General features: G+C 40.0%; 21 protein-coding genes. 5 read left to right on the forward strand and 16 right to left on the reverse strand.

All coding sequences use genetic code 11. The annotated features are described in order from the left end of the window. Nucleotides 1–8: 8 nt before the first annotated feature. The 10 genes from BLW16_RS16810 to BLW16_RS16855 form a co-directional block, all read right to left on the reverse strand. Complete coding sequence (locus BLW16_RS16810; RefSeq protein WP_090558749.1) at nucleotides 9–839, reverse strand: glycosyltransferase family 2 protein; 831 nt, start codon at nucleotides 837–839, stop codon at nucleotides 9–11. A gap of 4 nt (nucleotides 840–843) precedes the next feature. Beyond that, complete coding sequence (locus BLW16_RS16815) at nucleotides 844–1,458, reverse strand: acyltransferase (protein ID WP_090558751.1); 615 nt, start codon at nucleotides 1,456–1,458, stop codon at nucleotides 844–846. A gap of 2 nt (nucleotides 1,459–1,460) precedes the next feature. Beyond that, nucleotides 1,461–2,669, reverse strand: a complete 1,209-nt coding sequence (locus BLW16_RS16820) for a glycosyltransferase (protein WP_090558752.1) — start codon at nucleotides 2,667–2,669, stop codon at nucleotides 1,461–1,463. 17 nt (nucleotides 2,670–2,686) lie between these two features. Next, nucleotides 2,687–3,841, reverse strand: coding sequence for a glycosyltransferase (locus tag BLW16_RS16825; protein ID WP_090558753.1), 1,155 nt, complete (start codon nucleotides 3,839–3,841; stop codon nucleotides 2,687–2,689). A 129-nt stretch (nucleotides 3,842–3,970) separates the two neighbouring features. Then, nucleotides 3,971–5,485, reverse strand: a complete 1,515-nt coding sequence (locus BLW16_RS16830; RefSeq protein WP_139298346.1) for an O-antigen ligase family protein — start codon at nucleotides 5,483–5,485, stop codon at nucleotides 3,971–3,973. 24 nt (nucleotides 5,486–5,509) lie between these two features. Further along, nucleotides 5,510–7,660 (reverse strand): nucleotide-binding protein, encoded by a 2,151-nt coding sequence (locus BLW16_RS16835; protein WP_090558755.1) that lies wholly within the window; start codon nucleotides 7,658–7,660, stop codon nucleotides 5,510–5,512. A gap of 18 nt (nucleotides 7,661–7,678) precedes the next feature. Next, entirely contained in the window at nucleotides 7,679–8,362 is a 684-nt protein-coding gene (locus tag BLW16_RS16840) for a TolC family protein (protein ID WP_090558756.1), read from the reverse strand. A gap of 40 nt (nucleotides 8,363–8,402) precedes the next feature. After that, nucleotides 8,403–9,464, reverse strand: coding sequence for a sugar transferase (locus BLW16_RS16845; RefSeq protein ID WP_090558758.1), 1,062 nt, complete (start codon nucleotides 9,462–9,464; stop codon nucleotides 8,403–8,405). Further along, complete coding sequence (locus tag BLW16_RS16850) at nucleotides 9,464–9,874, reverse strand: response regulator (RefSeq protein WP_090558760.1); 411 nt, start codon at nucleotides 9,872–9,874, stop codon at nucleotides 9,464–9,466. Before BLW16_RS16850 ends, BLW16_RS16845 begins: the two co-directional genes overlap by 1 nt. A gap of 476 nt (nucleotides 9,875–10,350) precedes the next feature. Next, the gene (locus tag BLW16_RS16855) at nucleotides 10,351–11,205 is read right to left on the reverse strand and encodes a beta-1,6-N-acetylglucosaminyltransferase (RefSeq protein WP_090558762.1); all 855 of its coding nucleotides are present in this window, start codon (nucleotides 11,203–11,205) and stop codon (nucleotides 10,351–10,353) included. Between the two features lie 214 nt (nucleotides 11,206–11,419). Between BLW16_RS16855 and BLW16_RS16860 the strand changes: the two genes are divergently transcribed. Beyond that, the gene (locus BLW16_RS16860; RefSeq protein ID WP_090558763.1) at nucleotides 11,420–11,869 is read left to right on the forward strand and encodes a hypothetical protein; all 450 of its coding nucleotides are present in this window, start codon (nucleotides 11,420–11,422) and stop codon (nucleotides 11,867–11,869) included. Between the two features lie 18 nt (nucleotides 11,870–11,887). Here BLW16_RS16860 and BLW16_RS16865 read toward each other — a convergent pair whose 3' ends face one another. Beyond that, nucleotides 11,888–12,793, reverse strand: a complete 906-nt coding sequence (locus BLW16_RS16865) for a hypothetical protein (protein WP_090558765.1) — start codon at nucleotides 12,791–12,793, stop codon at nucleotides 11,888–11,890. 51 nt (nucleotides 12,794–12,844) lie between these two features. Between BLW16_RS16865 and BLW16_RS16870 the strand changes: the two genes are divergently transcribed. From BLW16_RS16870 to BLW16_RS16875, 3 genes are all read left to right on the forward strand, one after another. Beyond that, entirely contained in the window at nucleotides 12,845–13,834 is a 990-nt protein-coding gene (locus BLW16_RS16870) for an LCP family protein (protein ID WP_090558766.1), read from the forward strand. A gap of 159 nt (nucleotides 13,835–13,993) precedes the next feature. Then, entirely contained in the window at nucleotides 13,994–14,131 is a 138-nt protein-coding gene (locus tag BLW16_RS23325; RefSeq protein ID WP_175470626.1) for a hypothetical protein, read from the forward strand. Nucleotides 14,132–14,312: 181 nt separating this feature from the next. Next, nucleotides 14,313–15,041, forward strand: a complete 729-nt coding sequence (locus tag BLW16_RS16875) for a helix-turn-helix domain-containing protein (RefSeq protein WP_217631589.1) — start codon at nucleotides 14,313–14,315, stop codon at nucleotides 15,039–15,041. On the opposite strand, the gene BLW16_RS16880 is transcribed toward BLW16_RS16875, so the two are convergent. From BLW16_RS16880 to BLW16_RS16890, 3 genes are all read right to left on the reverse strand, one after another. Continuing rightward, nucleotides 15,038–15,877, reverse strand: a complete 840-nt coding sequence (locus tag BLW16_RS16880) for a ThuA domain-containing protein (protein WP_090558770.1) — start codon at nucleotides 15,875–15,877, stop codon at nucleotides 15,038–15,040. The genes BLW16_RS16875 and BLW16_RS16880 overlap by 4 nt on opposite strands. A gap of 235 nt (nucleotides 15,878–16,112) precedes the next feature. Then, entirely contained in the window at nucleotides 16,113–16,895 is a 783-nt protein-coding gene (locus tag BLW16_RS16885) for a glycerophosphodiester phosphodiesterase (RefSeq protein ID WP_245735352.1), read from the reverse strand. Nucleotides 16,896–16,953: 58 nt separating this feature from the next. Then, entirely contained in the window at nucleotides 16,954–17,928 is a 975-nt protein-coding gene (locus BLW16_RS16890; protein WP_090558774.1) for a GlxA family transcriptional regulator, read from the reverse strand. Between the two features lie 47 nt (nucleotides 17,929–17,975). On the opposite strand from BLW16_RS16890, the gene BLW16_RS16895 reads away from it, so the two are divergent. Continuing rightward, nucleotides 17,976–18,272, forward strand: coding sequence for a Dabb family protein (locus BLW16_RS16895; protein ID WP_090558776.1), 297 nt, complete (start codon nucleotides 17,976–17,978; stop codon nucleotides 18,270–18,272). 87 nt (nucleotides 18,273–18,359) lie between these two features. On the opposite strand, the gene BLW16_RS16900 is transcribed toward BLW16_RS16895, so the two are convergent. Next, nucleotides 18,360–18,740, reverse strand: a complete 381-nt coding sequence (locus BLW16_RS16900; RefSeq protein WP_090558778.1) for a VOC family protein — start codon at nucleotides 18,738–18,740, stop codon at nucleotides 18,360–18,362. 128 nt (nucleotides 18,741–18,868) lie between these two features. Beyond that, nucleotides 18,869–20,053 (reverse strand): lysylphosphatidylglycerol synthase transmembrane domain-containing protein, encoded by a 1,185-nt coding sequence (locus tag BLW16_RS16905; RefSeq protein WP_090558779.1) that lies wholly within the window; start codon nucleotides 20,051–20,053, stop codon nucleotides 18,869–18,871. Nucleotides 20,054–20,072 lie beyond the last annotated feature (19 nt).

Below are 20,072 nucleotides of genomic sequence, written 5' to 3' on the forward strand. Positions count from 1 at the left end.
GGTAAATATTAATTACGGGTAATAAAATTGTACTTAAAACGCTTCAGGTCTTCCTTAATTCTGGAAACAACAATATTGTAAAATGAACCGTTTTGAGTCAGCGTTCTGACTCCTGTCCACACCCGTCCCTTTCTGGACTTCATTTGCTTGATTTTACCGTATTTCATCAGGTCCATCGCAAGCTGTCCGTCTTCTCCCCTTCGGTTAATTTTAATAAACCCAATTTTCAGGCCATATTCTTTCACGTATCCCATACTGATACCAAAAGTATTAAAATAAGGCTGTTTGATATGTCTGACCCCGGCCATTGTATCTTTCAGCTTCTCCAGGATCAAAAGTTTCCATCTTGGAAATGAAGGCTCACCAATAAATGAATATCTTCCGTAGATACAAACAACACCCTTCTGCTGCAGTACGTTCATCATTTCATCAACCCAGCATTCGGGGTAAAAACAGTCAGCATCTGCGGTCAGGATATATTTTCCCCGTGCCACTTCCTGTCCTTTCTGCCGGGCAGGCCCGGCACCCTGAAGCAGTTCATTGAAAGACCTTACATGCAGATGATCAAGAGTGTCCTGTGTTTTATCCGTGGAATTGTTATTCACCACAATAATCTCAAACGGGAACTTCGTCTTCATTTTGGAAAGGGTGGCCACACAACGAAGAATGTTAATCTCTTCATTCCAGGCAATCACAACGATACTGACAACCGGATCTGTGCTTTGTACCTTGTCCAGGTCCGCATTTATAGTTTTAAAAACAGAGGGTTCAATATCCTCAAATTTTTCATACGGAAAGAGGAATTGGTTGATCCAGGCGGGATTTTTCAGATAACTCATATATTTAGACCCTTTCCCATTTCTTATTTTCAAAATTATACAATTTCACAACTTTAGCAGGGTTACCGACGGATACAGAAAACTGGGGTACATCCTTGGTGACCACACTGCCCGCACCTATAACTGCATGTTTACCTATAGTCACACCTGCGGTCACCACACAGTTTGCACCAATCCAGACGTCATCCTTAATGGTAATCTTACTGGTCACAGTCTTTTGATCACTCGGCGAAATATCTATCAGTTCATATCCATGATTTAAACCTGAGATCACAATATTTTGCGCCATGATCACATTATCGCCGATTTCTACCGGCCCAATTACGGTACAGCCGATCCCTACAAGTGATTTTTTACCGATAAAAACATCCCCTACACCATTATTGATGGTAGAAAAGTCTTCTATCATACTCCGGTCGCCAAGATGAAAATCGTTAAAAGGAAAGACATCTATCCGGGTTCTGCACCTGATAATGGAACCTTTGCCCCGTTTATGTTTGAAAGGATTTACAAACAGCCTGATCCAAAGCCTCGGACGAAAGTCGTTCGCCGGAATAAGCATCTTCAGTGCCATCTTCTTTACAAAGGGATTTGCTTTTATACTTTCGGATAATGACATGCCTAATTTGTTAAAACGTGACTAATAGCCTTATATAATTCCCCTACACTATTCTCCCAGGAGTGGGACTGCGCAAGGTTAACCCGTTTTGCAGACAATGCCGGCGTATTCTCCTTTAGCCCTTTCTCAATCAGCTCTGTAAATTTCTGCTTGTCTTCTGCCAGATAAACAGCTGCTGCAAATATAGTTACTGCCTGCGTATAAGTTGCAACAACAGGCTTGCCCATAGCCAGATATTCATCAATTTTTCTCGGATAATTTCCTATAGTCACCTGATTTACCAGTTGCGGATTGATACACACATCAAAAGCATTAATGTACATTGGCAGATCTTCAGGTTTTTTAGGTCCGAGGAAATGAATATTAGAAATCTTATGTAAGATGCTATCTTTAAATACATCATCTTCCGGCCCAACCAGGATGATATTCCATTCAGGCCTTTGTAAAGCGATATGGGAAATAAGTTCAATATCAAGACGGATACTTTGCAGGGCACCTACGTATCCAATCTTTGGGCCCGAAAGTTTCTCTATTTCTGCAACTGCAGGAAAGGTATGACTACTGGTAAAGAGATCAAGTTCACAACCTTGTCCGATATAGTATGACTGTGGATTATATTGCTTGCAGTAGTCGCTTAAATAAGTGGAATTCGCAACGCAAAGATCACTTTTCCTGATCAGTTCCGGTTCTATCTTCTCGCCATGTTTTTTCCAATAATCCACAGCGAGCATAAAGTCCCTGGAATAGTATATGCTGACTGCGGGTTGGAGAAATTCCTGGAGATAAAAACTCTTAAACATATCGTTATCGTTAAAAAGAATAATGTCTTTAAAATTTAATAACGAAATTGCCCTTGAAATAGATTTTGCAAAAAGGCGGTTATTCCTTTTATTCAGCAGATCAAAAATGTTAAAATTATTGATCCAGTTGACAGACTCTATCAATACATCGGGATAAAGCGTCCATAGATTTTCTACTACGGGAACCAGTCCGCTCTCCTTGCCTTTAATCACGCTTCTGCGTCTGATGACCCTTTCATCATTCCTATTACGAAGCAGGGTAATCCTGTCCAAAGCTGAATTCACATACAATACCCTGTTATGCTTTGCCAGTTCCACCGCTATATTTTTACAGTTACTCCCGATGGAAACATCCCAGGGCTGCTGACCAACTATAACAATATCTCTCCCTGTAATAATTTTTGACTCCACTTAGTTAATGATAAGGCTTATGAATTAACATTATGCTTGGTAGCTACAGACCTTTTGTTTGCCCCCTTCGCGTGCAATAAAGATAATAACTGAAAATAGATAAATTTAGGGATATTGACTAACGATCTGTAAATTCTTGGGTCAGTAGGATGAATTTTTAACGAAAGCACAAAACTCAATACAAAAATACCGAAAGCCAGTACCCACATTAACGAGTAAAATGGAAAAATAAAAATATTTACCAGTCCGCATAGCACAGACAGCAAAATAAATATAAATAACGGAGGTCTGAGTAAGATAATTCCGAATAAAAACTGGTTAAAATTGGCTTTTTTGATGCCCTTCAGTAAAATATCAAAGCCAAAACCGAAGTATTTGAACCAGGTATTGATCCACCTGGAACGCTGGTTGACCAATTGGTCAGCATTCGAAGTCTTCTCATCGTAAACTATTGCATCCTTAGCAAACGCAATCCGCTTGTCCATTCTCAGGATCTGTGCCTGGAGCACCTTATCAAAACCGGCTCCTGTAATGTCGAGATTTTCAAAACATGCCTTGTAAAGGTCGGTTTTGAAAGCCATGCCCGATCCGGCCAGTGTTGCCGATGATCCCAGTCCGAATAAGACCTCACCATCATAAAAATGATAATATATATCTCTCGCTGCGTCTAAACAGGCGTAAGTAGTATTCAGATTTTTTGCAGCCCTTACTCCCTGAACTGCTTCGAAGCCAGCATAAAAGAGGACGTTCAATTCATTGATATATTCCGGATCAGTAAGGTTGTCGCTATCGATGATAGTGACGATCTCATGCTCCCTTCTGAAATTTGCAATCGCATATAAATGTGAACGCGTGTTGCTGGCCAGTACATTTTCAGGCCTTAATAAAATGACCCGCGGATCAGCAAAGTGCAGATGAGAGATATCACAATTGTCTGCCACCACATAAATTAAATAACTACTATAATTTAATTGCAGCAGTGAATTCACAACAGAAGGCAGTAATGCGGTTTGTTCATATGCAGTTACAATAATTGCATAGTCGAAATCGACCCTTACAGCAGCAGAGGCAACAGGTTTTTTAAATAGCTGGTAAAAAACAAACAATATGAAGGGAAGAACAAGATTATAACCGATAATAACCTGAAAGATCACCCAGAGCGTATTCATCATATAGCAGATCTTTTATTGATTATCTTTATTTTTATCGTATTGCTCGTCGTAAAACTTACGGGATTTGAAGAAGCCGTATGCAAACAATATCAGGCCGGGAATTAAAAAAATCTCAAATGGCATATTGCACTAATATAGGGGTTTAATTTCAGTAGAAGGCCGGCCGATGAATAAATTCTCATTGTCATCCTGAAGGCTGTCTTCAGCAGCCTGGCGGTTCGCTTCAGCGATCTGCCGATCAAATCCCGGAGCCTGATACACCAGAACAAAAGAAATGAAGGCGACAACTAAAGAGGGCATATTGTTAATTACCTCATTTCCATAGCTACAAAAGAATATTCCGGCACTTGCAGAGAATACGGCAATGAGCTTCACTTTAAGTTTCTTATCCTGGATTTTCCAGATGATCCCACAGCATTTTCCTAAAACGTACATCATCATGGTAAACCAGATGGTTAGTCCGACAACACCGGTCATGGCCCAAAGCTTCACCCAGTAACTATCGGGCTGAATAGTAGAAAGGAATTTGCCCGGATTATTGGTTGAATATGCGCCCAGTACTCCCAGTCCTCCGCCAAAAGGCCTCGAAATCAGGTATTCCCTCAGCACCTGCTGTGTTTTAAAACGGACATTCAACGAAGGGTCCTGCGGATCCAGCGCTGTCCTAAAGCGGTTAATTGAATAAACACTGGCACCGATGCTGGTAAATTTCAATACAAAAAGAAACATGACCATTACTATACTGCCGGCAAAAAGAATCTTAAAATTCTTCGTCAGGATAATAGCAAAAAATGCAGCCACCACCAATGCAAAAAATGCTCCCCGGGTACCTGATATCAGCATCGCGTAGCCAAATGTCCCGGCCATTCCTAATAAAAGTATCTTCTTCCATAATTTGGACGAACCCAATGCAAGTACGATTGCCATCAAAACAAACACGGCTTCAAATGCACCAAACTGACCTGCGTCATAAAAAGAAAATGCCCTCAATTTACCGAAGATCATATGTGTGGCACCTTCAGGGCTGGCAAGAAAACGTGCTTCTCCGGGAAAAAGCCCTATATGAACCTGCTTAATACCGTTTAAAGCAGCAATAAATGCCAGAAGGAGAATTAACCTGATAAACATATCAAGGTCCTTAGTTTTACTCAATACGACAAAACTAAGTGGGATGATCAATATTGGATACAATGCAACACCTCTGATTTCCTGCGCCCATCCCACCACACTTGCCCCTGCCGGATTGATCACTTCAAAGATGTTGATGATAAACCAGATTAAAAAAATAAGCGATAGATCATTCCTCATCAATACCCATTCTTCCTTTGGGTAGTATACCAGAGCGGAGATCCAGGTAAGTAGTAACAATATTTCTATGCCCATCCCATAGGGAAGCCCTCCAACCTCTCTTCCGAACAGGCCCAGCATAAAACACCAGACCACAACTGCAATAAAACCTACCCTGGGATTCCTGAATACCAATAAGACAAAGATGACAGCAGCAGCCAGTACGATCAATACAACAGGGCCAATCAATTCCGATGAAAAAGTAACGAAGCTAGATATTACGGCTATAAGTACCCCAAAGATTAAAAATAGTATTTTCGATCTCTTTAACGAGAGATACGTAGATTCCTGCTGCATGCTTAAATATCTTTAACCCCCGAATCAATCTTTGATTTCGGTCAACCTGACTTTATTAATCACCCATCCCATAAATCCGGGCTGGTTCTTAAGAAAAGAAACTAAATCTTTATCTGCATCACTTAATGGCTTACCCGCAGCAAATACCGCAAAGCTCCTCTCTGTAAAAGATAACCACTCTTTGGCTATATTAATATCAGTAAGGCTTTCAATATCTATAATAATAATATCAAACTGCTTTTTCAGTACATCAAATCCAGACTTCAGATTCCTCTCGGTTTGAATTTCCAATAACGATTTATGATGATCTACCTTACTCAGTCTTGTAATCAGGTCCTCTACTTTGATTTCCCTGCTTACTAAAAATGTCTCAAAGTTCTGACTTTTGATCAGCTGTTTGGAATCAGATAATACAGGAGAAGCCTGATCGCCTCCGATTAAAAGCACCTTCTTACCTGTCATTGCATAGGCATAAGCCAGGTTGGTAGCTACCAAGGTTTTTCCTTCCCCGGGCTGTAAACTTGTGATACCCAAAATGCGGCTGTCATCTGCAGCCATCTGTGCATTGATTTCAAATCTAAGCGACCTCAGCAATTCCTTGTGAATACTATAGTTATTGTTTACGTCAGTATCGTTCCAGATGGTTTTAATCGTTTTGTCAGCATCAGGAATAAGGTTTAAACTTCCTACCACCTTAGATTTTGTTGCCGCCACCAATTGCTGGCTGGTATGGATTGAACTGTCCATGAAGAACAATGTAAACAGTATGGCGAAACAGATAAAGAAAGCGGCAACACCTGATAAAGCTACAAAAATAATAGTCTTGGATGGTTCAGGCAACCCTGGCATACCAATCTGCGCAATCTGGAGCTTCAGACCAATATTCTGCTCTGTCTGGGTCTGGTTCACCCTGTTCAATGCTTCCAGATAGTCTTTGGTAGCCATATCAGCATCCCTGTTATAATTCTGGATGCCTGCATCAAATGGCACCATAGCGTCGTATTTTGACCTGGCAGTTGCCAGTTCATTGTCAATTGATTTAACACTGGCATTTAACTGGGCAACTGTAGTTTCCAGTGTATACTTCTGCTGCAGTAAATTCTGCCTTGACACCTGCGGATCAACAATGTATTTGTCCGAATTCCTGGAGGTAATAGCCACTTGCAGGGCCGTCAGTGAATCTACTCTTTTTTTATCTTCCAGTTTAAAATTCCCGTCTACATATCTTCTGTTTGCCGCTTCAAGCTGGCTTTTGATATTCAGAATTTCGGAGTTATCGCCGATTACGTTTCTGCCCATATTGGGGTCAGTACCTCTAAGCTTGCTGTCAATGGCTGCAATAGCACCCTGACTGGCCTGTATATCTCTGATTACCTGTGCTTTTTTATCTTCCGTCTGGGTAATCTGCTGATAAACCAGCGCTGATTGCTTGTCAAGATTAAGTACTCCGTTTTGCATTTTGAAATCCTTCAATGCAGAGTTCTTGATATTCATATCGCGTTCCTTGGTTTTTAAGATAGAATCCAGCACCGATATACTCTGGTTCTGATTGTAATTCACATCTATACCATAGCTATTAATAAAATCAGAGGTCAGCGTGTTCACCACAAAAGCGGATAACTGAGGGTTAGCCGATGTAAACTTTACATTGATAAAATCACTGTTCTCCTGATGAATGATATCCAGATTTTTATTGAGTGCAACTTCATCGTAATCCATAGAAGCGATGAGGTCATATAACTTATATTCGCCTTTATTATCAGAAGGATTACTGATTGCACGCGTTTGTATCTTTTTTATATACAGTTCAGCTACCTTACGACGGTCTTCAGCCGAAAGTGAATCCAGTTTTTCGCTATATTTTTTAAACGAAGTTTTAGGATCCGTCAGATCATGGACCATCAGGTTAAAAGAAAGAATACTGATGATCTTCCTCATCTTCATCTTCTCAATGATACTATTGAACTGAGAATTAATTTTAAAATAATCTGCTTGCTGTGCTCCGCTCACTTGTTTCGACTGATCTATAAGACCTGTGGCAATCTGTGCTTCAGAGCTATATTTCTTTGGAAGGTTTTTGACAAGAAAATAAGTGATGGTGGCGGCAATTACAGGAACAAGGATAAGTATCCATTTGTACCTGTTAACTATTTTAAAGAATGCTTTAATATCCATATTCGTTTCTATCTCTGCTTATTTAACGTCCGTAAGCTTTTGGCCAATCATTTCTTCCAGCGCATCTTTTGCAACCAGGTAATTTACTTCCGCCTGTATCTTATTAGTATTTGAACTTGAAACAAGCATTCTTGAGATATTGTAGTTATCTAAAGTGATCTCGCCTTTCTCGAATCTGTGTCTTGAAGTCTCAGATATATTTTTGTTATCCTGTGCAGTCTGTGTACTGATCTTTAACTGACTTGCCGTTTGGATATACAGATAATATCTTCTTTTTGTTTCAGTAGTAATGAACATATCCTGGTCAAGCGTCTGAAGTTTGGCAACTTTATAGTCAGCTTTGGCCTTTTTTACCTGGAAAGGTTTCATTAAAACCGAACCAAGGTTAACGTTAATTCCAAACTGGAAACCATTTACCGAATATGGGTTAGTCGGGTTAATTGCATCCTGATTTTTCTCAGGACGGTAAAAATATGATGCAGTAAATATGTCTAAATAGGATACATTAGCCATTGGAATAGCCAATCGCACTGATTCCATCTGTGCACGGACAATTTTTGCCCTTGGGTAGTTTTCCTTAGCAAGCTGAACATATTTCTCAAGCTGGCCGTAATTAATATCGGTCAGAATGGTTTCCTGAGCAGATACCTGCAAAGCAAAAAAGGTAATTATAAAAATTGAGAGTGCTGAAATTGTCTTCATTGATATTTTATTTAGTTTGTTTTAATGTTGGTTCAATTCACTATACTTTTTCTTTTTGGAACAACGCCGGAAATGTCTTTAGCATGATACTGATATCAAACCAGACAGAATAGTTCTTCGCGTAGAAGTTATCAAGTTTCTTCCGTTCGGTATCAGACATTTCTCCTTTACCGCGTTTACTGATCTGCCACAGGCCTGTCAATCCTGACGGACCTAAAAACCTCATTGACCATTCATTTGAGGTCAGCATTTCAGCTTCATATAACGGGAGCGGCCTGTTACCAACAAGCGACATATCCCCTTTAAGGACATTGAATAACTGCGGGATCTCATCAAGGCTTGAATTCCTTAAGAAATTACCCAATTTTGTTACACGGGGATCATTCTTTATCTTTACAAAGGCATTGGCACCGCTGCCGTCATCTGCATACTGGTTCAGGGCTGAAAGGTTTTTCAATTCCTTATCAGCACCGGCCCGCATTGACCTGAACTTGTAAAAATCAAAGATCTTATATCCCGTTCCTACTCTTTTACTTTTATAGATTACCGGCCCTTTTGAATCAAGTTTGATAAACAGGGCAATCAGCAATAAAATAGGCGAGGTCACCAACAGGATACCCCCTGAAGACACAATATCAAAAACCCGTTTAGGAGTTGGAGTTGTATATTCCTTTTCTTTTTTAATAACAGCCAGCTGCTCAATATTAGGTTTGATTAGTTTGAATTTTATCAGAAAATTGAGGCGGTCCTTCAAATGCTCCATTTCAAAAGGATAAAAATACAGGTCGTGTATTTTTGCCTTAAGGGCTCTTGTTCTTAATCTCACGTCTGGCATATGCGCCAGTAAGACAATAATCAGTCCACTTGTGAGCGGGTTACTTTTGATCTTGTTAATGATAGAAAAGACAAGCTCTTCATCATTGATCTCAATCATGATAACGTCCGGTGTGGAAAAAAGCGAAAGCGTACTCAGATAATTTTCCAGATTGGAAGTATCTCCTACGTGCACAACATTATATTCCTGTCCCAATGTTTCTGCAGATTCCTGCGAAAGCTCAGTTCCAGAATAAACCAATCTTATTCCTTTATAGTTGTAATCCATTATTTATGTAGCATTGGTTTTGGTAGTGCGTCCAGAACTCTAACAATTTCGTCTTTTAAACTCTCCGGGTTAAACGGTTTAGGAAAATAGGCTTCTACCTTAAAGGGCAAATTGGCTACGATTTTATCCAGACCTTCCGCGGCAGAAAGGATGATAATAGGTATTTCCCTGTAATAACCGCTTATTTTGATGCTTTTCAGAAAGGATGTGCCATCGAAATGAGGCATATGAAGATCCAGAATGATAATATCAGGGAAATTACCGTCTTCAAGCCACAGGTGAGCTTTATACCCACTTTCCATCATATGGATGCTGTACTGTTTTGACAATATGAAATTCAGCAGTTTTAAAATGCTAGGTTCATCATCAACTATTAAAACTTGTTTTCTTTTAAATGATGCACTTTCCATTTTTGAGGCATTTATTTAGGTAAATGAGATTGATTAAACTAACATGTAAAGATGACATTTGTTATTATTATCCAAATATATATCAATAAAAATACAATTTATAAACCATTTTATAATTACGTATTATTAATAAAGTGAGATGTATGATACCCACGAAATTAATTCAATTTATCAACCAGAAATTTACGGAAACATACACATATCATTCATTTAAGCAACTAAAATTAACAAAGCCTATCATTCGTGTCTTTATCAACCGCCACTCACAGGCTCCAGTAGCCGATTAAGCCGAAAAGCCAGTGATAAACAGAAATAATATTCAGAAATTTAAAAAAAAATTATCCACACAACCAACAATCGCTATCATGGTTTTACGTTGGAGGACGATTAGGGGAAATTGTTCAACTAACTGTAAAGTTAACGCCCCTACATCACAACCTGACAAATGACATATCGGCAGTAAACAATAAGAAAAATTATTCTGTCATTTTATAAACCATATTAATCACCTCTTTGTCCAGATCTGCATCGAATTTTCTTGCAAATAGATCATCAGATTCTTTCAGGGCATCAAAATCTTCAGTTACCAGGGTTTTGGGATGAGAAGCATGTTCCTCCCAGGTCGTATAACGCAAATTATTATTGCTGATCTTCAGCGAAGAATTCAGCAATATCGACTGCAGCCAGATTTCGTCAGCACAATAGGTATACTTAAAACTCCTTTGAAATGCAGGGTTCTCTTTTAAAAACCGCAGCGCATAGTCCATCGCTGCGCGATTCAGATTTACCCAATTCCATCCTCCATAATATCTGATAGGATAAAGCTTTCTTTTGATGCCGTATTTTAATTGGATACGTTGTGTAAAAGACAAGGCCTTTCTCTTCAGTATTCCTGGCAGGTTATTCTTAAAATCTATTCCAAAGTAGTAATTCAGCCTGTCAAATCCTCCGCCCTGCCCTGCCCAGGCTTTCTTGGGCAATAACTCACTATTGACGAAACTTGTATCCCCGTTTTTTGAGATAAAATCCTTCAGATATAAATTGCTCTTAATTGGCAGGTCGTGCCCGCTTATCAGAAGATAATAATCATAATCATTCAGGAATGACGCCTTAAATAATTCTATAGTAGCTAATATCTGGATGTAACTCCCCCAATTGACGCTATACCTTTTGACAAAAAAAACATTCTTGTACTTTTCAAAAAGTTCAACGTTCAAATCCCATTTTTCATCCGCATGGATATAAATATCGAAATCAAGGCTTAATCTTTCTACCAATTTTTCTAGTTGCCAAACGTTTTTATGCGCTAATATTAGAACTGCTGTCTTCATTAAAATAAGAAATTTGATATTCTTTTCACAATTATCTGATAAAAAACAATGTAGTCAGAAAAACATTCGTTACGATAAAATATCAAAAAATTGTTCAATTATACCAATTTATATGCCATGAGCCGGGGAATATTTTGCTAAATAAATCAACAGGAATATTGACTTAAAAGTTATTAATGAGTATGTTGCAGCCCTAACAATCTCTTAACACGGAATGAAACAGAATGCGTTCTCTATTTTATTTTGCTGCCTGATCGTCATTCTGGCTTCATACTATGTGCGGAAAAAAAAGCCGGTCAGCAAAAAAAAAACTCTGGTAAACCAAAGTTATATCTATACGCATGCTGGCAAAGCATTTGGAATTTTACGTGTGGAATGCAGCGATTGCCAGTTAAGTTATACCGTAAACAATAAAAATTTCACTGTAGACATCAAAGATGGGAACGAAGACAGGTTTATTTACCCGGAACCATCTTCATATGTAAAAACTATACTTAAATCAAAAAGTAATCAAATGATAAGGATATTGGCCATCAACCCCAATGGTAATGTTGTTTCAAACGTACTTGACAGTTTTAAGACAGACGAAGAACGAAGAAGCCAATACCTGATGCAATGTATCAAAATTAAAAGTACAATTATGGTAAATACAGCGGCCAGATAAATTTCACGGATAAGCCCCTTACTTCCCGGATTTAAGATGGGCGATCCACACTGCACGGTAAGGATGTAGCCAGCCCTCCCTCTGCAGATAATAAAACAGTCCCTCATCCACTCTAAAGGTAAACGTTCCTCTCAGAAAAGTATTGGCATGAACGGTCACAAAATTCTCCCTGTAACCAAAATCCGTGATTAACCTTATCTCCTTATACCCTTCTTTTTCAATTGTCCGGATTGTACAGGGATCCAAAGCAATTGCATACCTGAAATCTCTATTGTATACAAAATCCCACCTGTTCCAGGCAATTCTTCCGTTCTGGCCCGCTTTAGCAGCCTTCATAATACTTGGAGCACCCAACACTGTATTACTCCAGAAAGTTCTCTGCCCGCTTTCTGAAGGGAATAACAAATAAAAATTTTCTATGGCTGCTTCCGGAAACGGAATGATATCAAATACAGTAATCATCAGCAAACATCCGTATATGCCTAATTTCTCCTTGGTATTTAATTCACCTTTCTGACTGATCCTGTTTTGCAAACCCTCAGCCCGGCGATTATATTGTCTTAAATTGAAAGGGCTGAGTACACAAAAAAGGAAAAGGCCTAATAATAAGAATTTAATAGCCTGCCTTTTGCTGCGGTGCAACCAGTAAATGATTATACAGGCAGAAAATGCTGCAACTAAAAGATAACAAACAAATAAAGTATAACAGAAAGTCCAGATGATCAGGAACAGATAGACAACAACAAGTATTACTGAAAAAAAATAGAGGAAAAACAACTTAAGATTATGGAGCAGCAGTTTAGATTTCATATAGGTTTTTTCCAGATCAGGGTATTTCCTGACTTTACTATACTTCAAATATATAAAACTATCTCCAAAAACGTCATTTTCATCATTATACCTGGATATAATTTGAATTCTCATAAAATAGCACATTCTTTGCAGCAAAGGCATAATTAAACTCAGCAATCAAACATGAAACACCTGCTATTTATTTTTTTTATTACCACTTCTTTTTCTTTTGCTTCCAAGGCTCAGGATACACTTTCTGTCTCAACCGGCTTACCTCCACTCGTGATTCCGCCTGAACCTGTCCATAAGATTTCAAAAACCCCCGCCGCGCTTGGTATTTCGACAAAAGTACAGGCAAGTATTGCGGCGATGAAAAATCCGCCGGTAAACATTGCCCTTTTTGCCGTAGACAGGCGTAATACGACCCAGGAAGGAAACTCTGATGTCATCATGATTATCAGCATTGACCAGGTAACAAAAAAAATAAAGATGTCATCCATACTCAGGGATACCTATGTAAATATCGAAGGCAAAGGAATGGACAAGATCAATGCTGCTTTTGCTATTGGCGGACCGCAGCTGGCCATCAAAACCATAAATCAAAACTTCGCTATGGACATCAGAGATTATTTTAATGTCGATTTCTTTACAACAGCTAAAATGATCGACGCGCTCGGAGGCGTGGACGTAAATGTAAAGACCGAAGAAATTCCTTATTTGAATAACTATCTGCAGGAAATTTCCGGGATTGATAATATCCCTCCTGTCCCGGTTAAGGAACCCGGACTCCAGCTGTTGAGCGGAAAGCAGGCAGTAGCCTATACAAGAATAAGAGCTGTTGGACGTGGTGACTTTGAGAGAACCGAAAGGCAACGCAACGTTCTTGCTGCACTCTTCAGCAAAATGCAGGGCGGCGGACCTGCAATGCTACCGGTACTGATGACACAAATCCTGCCTTTCCTTGAAACCAGCATGTCCAGCATGGAATTATTCTCGATCGGGGGAAACATCCTTAATTCAAAAAACAAGACCATTGAGCAGGCTAGATTCCCATTGGATTCATCAAGTAAAGGCATCAGGGTAAACAACATATACTACCTATCGGCAGATATGATCAAGACTACAAGTGCGCTGCATAATTTCATCTACAAAGGGATCAAACCGGGGACATAATTCCCCGATTGGGAAATAATCAGCCCAATACGTAATTGCCTCATTTATAAGGTTTACAACATATAGTACTGTCACATGATTGATGTGACACTTTCCCGTGATAATTTAAAGCGGCATAGTATTGGCCTATGTTATTGCAGAACCCTAAACCGCTCTCATATGAACTCACAACAACAACACTACAGCCCTTTTAGCCCTTCAGCAAGAAAATGGATGATTACCATCGGTACGATAGCAATTGCAGCTACGCTTATTTATGCGATGAGTACAGGTGTAATATCTTATTTGACATACTAAAACTCTCATATACTGGCTGTGCCTGGTATCGTTTTTTCTGACCTTACCAGGTAACAATAGCCAAACGGGATAAAGACTGCTAAAGCAATTGGCGGAATTATTATCTTTGGCAATGCCTGTTCCAAAAAATAAAAGCTTAACCCCATTACGTTATTCTTGTTATACAGAAAAAAGCGGGGAAATGGATTCGTTTGTGCAGGATCATGCGTTTACCCGTATTTTATCAGGCAATATGCATATTCATACCACAGGCGGTTCCTATAATTTTTCAGCGGGTGATACTATTTTAATCAAAAGAAATCAGCTCTCTAAAGCATTTCAAATCCCTCCTGCAAACGGAGAATTTAAATCTATAACCGTATTTTTTGATCAGCCCTCACTGAGAGATTATTCCATGGAGAACCGGATAGCGCCAATCGTATCCTACCAGGGAGAACCGGTTTTATTGCTCAGGTCCGATCTGCTGTATGATAGTTATGCATCCTCACTTGCTGCCTACCAACAGGGAGAAACCAACAAAGGATTAACAGGATTAAAAGTTAAAGAAGCATTGATGCTGATTTTGCATTTAGACAAGCATGCATCTGCCCTCTTGTTTGATTTCCACGAGCCGGAAAAAACAGATCTTGAAAAATATATGAACACCCATTTCAGGTTTAATGCAGAAATAAAACACTTTGCTTATCTGACAGGGAGAAGCCTTGCTACTTTTAAGCGGGACTTTGCAAAGATCTTTAACACCTCACCAGGCAGCTGGCTGCAGCAGCGAAGACTGAAAGAAGCACATTATCTCATTAAAGAAAAAAGGATGAAAGTTTCAGAGGTTTATCCCGAAGTTGGTTTCGAAGACCTGTCGCATTTTTCCTTTGCCTTCAAAAAAGCATTTGGTAAATCTCCTTCTCTCCTCTAAAATTTCATTTTAGCTACATAAAAAAGCGCATTGAGCAGGAACCTGTCCTGGTCCTGGCTGGAGAATGTCAAAGACAGATCACTGATCTGATGGTGCTCATAGTCCATATCATTGTGGCCCATATTGATGTACACCATTTTATATTTTGTATTTGTCCACGCTACGGGGTAATAGCCGCTGTGCCAGATCTCGTGCTGTTTAGGACCCGTACCGAGCGGGAAACTGGATGAATCAACAGCCAGCAGTATTTTAATATCAGGATTGGTACGAAGATCGTTCGACCAGCGGTACCATTCATTCGGTGCAGATTTAAATGTCTGCGGCAACTGTTTTGTCACAGGGTGTTTTTTATCCTCCACCCTTAAAATTGCTGAAGTAGGCCTCCATGTATTGCTCCCATAACTGCCTGAACCCAGGAACTGCTCATGGTACCAGTCCCAGTTTTGTGGAAAATCAGACGGGGTAAGCGCAAATGCGGCGAAATGAAAGCCTATCCACCCTCCACCCTTTTCCATATATTGCCGGAATGCGGCTCTCTGCTCAGGTGCCTCGGGACGGGTATCCAAAAAAAGAACTACCTGGTAATGCGAAAGAAACGCTGCATTCATATTACTCCAGTTGGAAGTAGAGTCATAGCTAAAGTTATACTTCAAACCCATTTCCGGAAACCATTTGTTTGCTTCATGCACATAGCTGATATGAGCATGGTCATTTTTTGCCGTATAAAATGCAATCACATTAAACTTTGGTTTTTTAGTTTGCGCATGCGTACCGTAAAACGCAAAACAAAGCAAACACCACAAAATTAACGGGTAAGAAGATCTATTAAATACCATAGTTGAACAGATATATTATTTCAACAAATCTAACAGCATTTCAGGTTGTATTGTATTAAATTCACCTGTTATGCGGAAGACTTACCCCTTCAAATGCACTACATTTCTAACCAAACCACAATAATAACATGAATTCAAGCCCATTTGTAACCGAAGGGACTGATAATGCCCCCGCTTCAACGGTATGGATCGCGCTTACCGGAAGATCCAGTTTGCATGATCAACTCAGTTTGTATTAATTCTTTTTTAAAAGGTCAAAAAGCAGTTCCGGCTCATTTGTAGTAATAAAATCAGCCTTCTGATCAATCAGCCGTTTCATGTCTTTTTCATCATTAACGGTCCAGGCATTGATGGTAATGCCCAGTTCATGAGCTTTCTGAAACCAGTTTCCCTGCTGAAAGATCGTATAAAAATAATCTGCCTGTCCGATATGGTCTTCCTTTAGTTTTTCAAGTGGGACATCCCCTTTTATATAAGCCAGAAATGCTGTATTAGCAGCCGGGTCTAACTGTAGCACCCTTTGAACAGCAGGATAGCTAAAACTAATATATTCTACCCATTCGTCTGCTTTCACTGCTTTTACCATTTTAACCACGGCATCAGTAAGTACTATTGTAGCCTCCGGTGTTGCAGCCATTTTAATCTCAAGGATAAGCTTTGTGCCTTTTTGCTTCATTCCCTCTTTCAGGTAACTTTCCAGCATTGGGATCTGCTCCCCGTTACTGTGCAGCTGCTGCTGAAGTTCAGCATAAGTAGAGTTAGCTATTGTCATTCCTTTAAATACGGGATCATGATTAACTACGATCACACTGTCTTTAGTCAGGTGAACATCAAACTCAGAACCGTAACATTTTAACCTGACAGCCTCTTTAAGTGATGCTATGGAGTTCTCAGGAAGGCCATTTTTCTTCCAGGCACCCCTGTGTGCAATCACACTATTCTTATTCCATTTCATTTTTTGTGCATTACCGCTGTAAGCCATAAAAAGAAGGCAAATGATAGATAGTATAGTTTTCATATGCCGCAAAAATAAAAGATTCATGTTATTTCACGAAAGACATTGTGTTAAGGAATGATCAACCTACATAAAATTTCTCCCTGTATTCGCTGGGCGTCATTCCGACAGTCTTCCTGAACACCTTTCTAAAAGCTTTCGGATCATTGTATCCCGACTTGTAGATCACCTCAGTCATCTGCTCAACTGTCTGCTCCAATAACTTCTTGGCGGCCTCTATCCTCGTCTGCTGAAGATATTCGATCGGTGTAATTCCCGTCACCTGTTTGAACCGGCGCACGATATTTCTTCTGCTTGCGGGAATATCTTTGATCATTTCTTCTATGGTACCGGTATTGTGATAAGCGGTTTCTATCTTTTGCTGCGCCATAGCTACCAGATCATCGCTGTGGTTCCTTGATATATGGAAGGTGCTAAAGTAAGATTGCCGCTGCCTGTCCATGTCAATTGCAAATAACTTAGCAATTCTCACGGCTACTTCTTTGCCGCAGTGAAGCTGGATGAGGTGAAGCATCAGATGGAAACTGGAGGTGGCGCCGCCGCTCGTGTATAATCTGCCATCCTGCGTAACCGTCTTTTCCGCTTCCAGTTTTATCTCTGGAAAGGCCTGGGTAAAAGCTTTACAGGCGTCCACGTGCGTAGTGGCAATTTTACCATTCAGCAATCCGGTGGCACCTAGCAGGAATGCACCGGTACAGAAGCTGGCCAGACCAGCCCCCATCTGGTATTGCTGTCTTAACCACAAAATTGCACGGTGATTGTCCTGAATGGCATCCGATACATTTTCATTCACAAATGAAGGGATCAGGATCAGGTCCTGCTTAGAAGCTTCACAGAGCCTGATTGGATGGTAGCCAGGAAAAAAAGCAGTAAGGCTGCTCTCTTTGGCCTCGTCATCATAAAAAAGATGTATGTCAAACGGGGCATCCTGACCTTCATCAAAATAGATCCCATTTACTGTTTCAAATACATCCAGTATGGCTGCGACACTCAATAATCGATAGTGATTTGTTAAAAGGAGACCCAGGTTTATCATTTGGTTTGGTTTTAATATCTAAATTTGCAAAAAAAATATAAAAACATATGCTATCTCACCACGTTTTATTTTGGTTAAAAGCCGATACTACAGAAGATCAAAAAGCTGCTTTCAGAAAAGGGCTCGAATCCTTGGAGAAAATTGAAACGGTTATTCAATTCCATGTAGGTACTCCTGCTCCTATTGAAAGAGCTGTAGTGGACATCACCTATTCATTTTCATTGGTGCTGTTCTTTGAAGATCTTGCCGGACATAATGTGTACCAGGTTCATGAATTACACCAGGCCTTTTTGGATGAATTCCGCGGGTTGTTTGAAAAGGTGGTAATCTACGACGCCCAATAATTAGAAAATCAGGGTATGCTGTTACCATACCCTGATTTTTTCGTCGCTGTCATTTACGATCTTATCCTCCGGAAACAGAAGCCATACTTATTCCTCTTTTTCAATTACCGACAGGATATTATCAGAAGGATCTTTGAACCAGGCTATCTTTGGTCCACCATCAAGAAAAACACCATTCTCATCGGTTTCAAATCCTTCCTCTTTATAAATAATAAATTTAACCCCGCGTTTCCTCAATTCTTCCATTGTCTTTTCCAGGTTGAGTACAGGAAAGTTCAGCACGGTAAACGTTGCGGGCTCATGGTTGGGCTTGGCGTAGAGAAATACTTCGCCCCCACCCGCAAGCTGCAGTAATAACTGATCCATGGGTTGGGATGTTTCCAGTCCAAGTACACCACTGTAAAAATGTTTGCTTGTGGCAATGTCTTTTACTGAAAAACCACTGAATGCTTTGATTTCTTTGAACATGGCTCTTGGGTTTCTTTAAAACTTATCTAAAATAGGCATTAATGACCGCATCCCTGCAGGTATGAACGCGCCAAGTTAAAGGGGCAGGTACGACAAACATTACCTGTACCGGTCAGCAAATGACCCGATCATTTCGCCGGGTTTTCTTTGGTGTGGTCCTTCAGCAAACTAATCACTACATATGCGCCGATCAGGGCAGGAAAGAACAGAAGAAAAGTTCGCTGCAGTAAAGTAAATACCGATAAAACTGATGCGGGAACAATCCGGGCGAACAAAACCGCAATGCCAGCTTCAGCAAAACCACTTCCTCCGGGGCTTGGCGCAAAATATATCATAAACTGAATCAGTACCTGGATGCTGATCACCTGCAGCAATTCCGTTTGCACACCTAAGCCAAGCAGGATCACATACTGCATGCAATATTTATTCAGATACAATAAAGTAGTAATTACCAAACTTAAAGGAAACAGGAAGGGATGTTCTTTCAGCAATTTCTTACAGATCTGCTGGTAGTTTAAAATATTGTTAAATGACTTTTCACCCCATTGTTCAGCCTTTAGTTTTCTTGAAGGCCATACGCTTCCGAACAGTCCTGCAAGTCTGAGGATTTGCCTGCCAACAACAATAGGTTTCCAGAAAGCGAGCATAAATACGATCAGAAAAACAGAAAATACTGAAAATCCATATTTTAGTAAAGTGAGTACCATGCCGCTTTCCAGCTGATCGTTCATCAGTAATATGGCAAATATACCGGCTAGCGGCATAAACAATAATGTTGCCCCCATATTGATGAGGCTAACTACAAAACCGTCCAGTAACTTAACGCCGTGACGATTGTAGACATACAGCTGCGCCGGGCCTGCACCGCCGTGAAATGGGGTAACGGCACCCATAAACATATTAGCTACATTTGCTTTAAAACTTACCCAATGGGACAGTTCCGGATTCAGTTTGCGGATAAAAATATGATTCCGCCAGCTGCCGAGCATCAGATCCGCAAAAACCATGACGAGGCAGATGAGGATATACTTCAGTTTAATATGGGTAAGTGCCATCATCGTATCACCGGTATGATGATAAAAGAAGATCACAGCTACAGAAGCGATGGTGATCAATCCCAACCACAAACAACCTTTATAGATCACATTTTTATTAAAAACTGATCCGAATGAATTGTCGTTCTCTATCGGTAAATTCTCTTTTACAGCCGTTTCCGGTTCTTTTTTTTGTTGTAAATCTTCTTCGCTGATCAACACTGTCTTTTCTTCAGGATGTGTATCTTTCGGTGTATTGCTTTCTTTGTAGGCTGACATGAAAATGGTCTGAGTTGAA

The sequence above is a fragment of the Pedobacter hartonius genome (assembly GCF_900107535.1).
GTDB classification, from domain to species: domain Bacteria; phylum Bacteroidota; class Bacteroidia; order Sphingobacteriales; family Sphingobacteriaceae; genus Pedobacter; species Pedobacter hartonius.

Bases quoted from the DNA above. Each gene is read 5' to 3' on its own strand.
- BLW16_RS16810 (WP_090558749.1), bottom strand. From the start codon at position 839: ATGAGTTATCTGAAAAATCCCGCCTGGATCAACCAATTCCTCTTTCCG.
- BLW16_RS16815 (WP_090558751.1), bottom strand. From the start codon at position 1,458: ATGTCATTATCCGAAAGTATAAAAGCAAATCCCTTTGTAAAGAAGATG.
- BLW16_RS16825 (WP_090558753.1), bottom strand. From the start codon at position 3,841: ATGATGAATACGCTCTGGGTGATCTTTCAGGTTATTATCGGTTATAAT.
- BLW16_RS16830 (WP_139298346.1), bottom strand. From the start codon at position 5,485: ATGCAGCAGGAATCTACGTATCTCTCGTTAAAGAGATCGAAAATACTA.
- BLW16_RS16835 (WP_090558755.1), bottom strand. From the start codon at position 7,660: ATGGATATTAAAGCATTCTTTAAAATAGTTAACAGGTACAAATGGATA.
- BLW16_RS16840 (WP_090558756.1), bottom strand. From the start codon at position 8,362: ATGAAGACAATTTCAGCACTCTCAATTTTTATAATTACCTTTTTTGCT.
- BLW16_RS16845 (WP_090558758.1), bottom strand. From the start codon at position 9,464: ATGGATTACAACTATAAAGGAATAAGATTGGTTTATTCTGGAACTGAG.
- BLW16_RS16850 (WP_090558760.1), bottom strand. From the start codon at position 9,874: ATGGAAAGTGCATCATTTAAAAGAAAACAAGTTTTAATAGTTGATGAT.
- BLW16_RS16855 (WP_090558762.1), bottom strand. From the start codon at position 11,205: ATGAAGACAGCAGTTCTAATATTAGCGCATAAAAACGTTTGGCAACTA.
- BLW16_RS16860 (WP_090558763.1), top strand. From the start codon at position 11,420: ATGAAACAGAATGCGTTCTCTATTTTATTTTGCTGCCTGATCGTCATT.
- BLW16_RS16865 (WP_090558765.1), bottom strand. From the start codon at position 12,793: ATGAGAATTCAAATTATATCCAGGTATAATGATGAAAATGACGTTTTT.
- BLW16_RS16870 (WP_090558766.1), top strand. From the start codon at position 12,845: ATGAAACACCTGCTATTTATTTTTTTTATTACCACTTCTTTTTCTTTT.
- BLW16_RS23325 (WP_175470626.1), top strand. From the start codon at position 13,994: ATGAACTCACAACAACAACACTACAGCCCTTTTAGCCCTTCAGCAAGA.
- BLW16_RS16875 (WP_217631589.1), top strand. From the start codon at position 14,313: ATGGATTCGTTTGTGCAGGATCATGCGTTTACCCGTATTTTATCAGGC.
- BLW16_RS16880 (WP_090558770.1), bottom strand. From the start codon at position 15,877: ATGGTATTTAATAGATCTTCTTACCCGTTAATTTTGTGGTGTTTGCTT.
- BLW16_RS16885 (WP_245735352.1), bottom strand. From the start codon at position 16,895: ATGAAAACTATACTATCTATCATTTGCCTTCTTTTTATGGCTTACAGC.
- BLW16_RS16890 (WP_090558774.1), bottom strand. From the start codon at position 17,928: ATGATAAACCTGGGTCTCCTTTTAACAAATCACTATCGATTATTGAGT.
- BLW16_RS16895 (WP_090558776.1), top strand. From the start codon at position 17,976: ATGCTATCTCACCACGTTTTATTTTGGTTAAAAGCCGATACTACAGAA.
- BLW16_RS16900 (WP_090558778.1), bottom strand. From the start codon at position 18,740: ATGTTCAAAGAAATCAAAGCATTCAGTGGTTTTTCAGTAAAAGACATT.
- BLW16_RS16905 (WP_090558779.1), bottom strand. From the start codon at position 20,053: ATGTCAGCCTACAAAGAAAGCAATACACCGAAAGATACACATCCTGAA.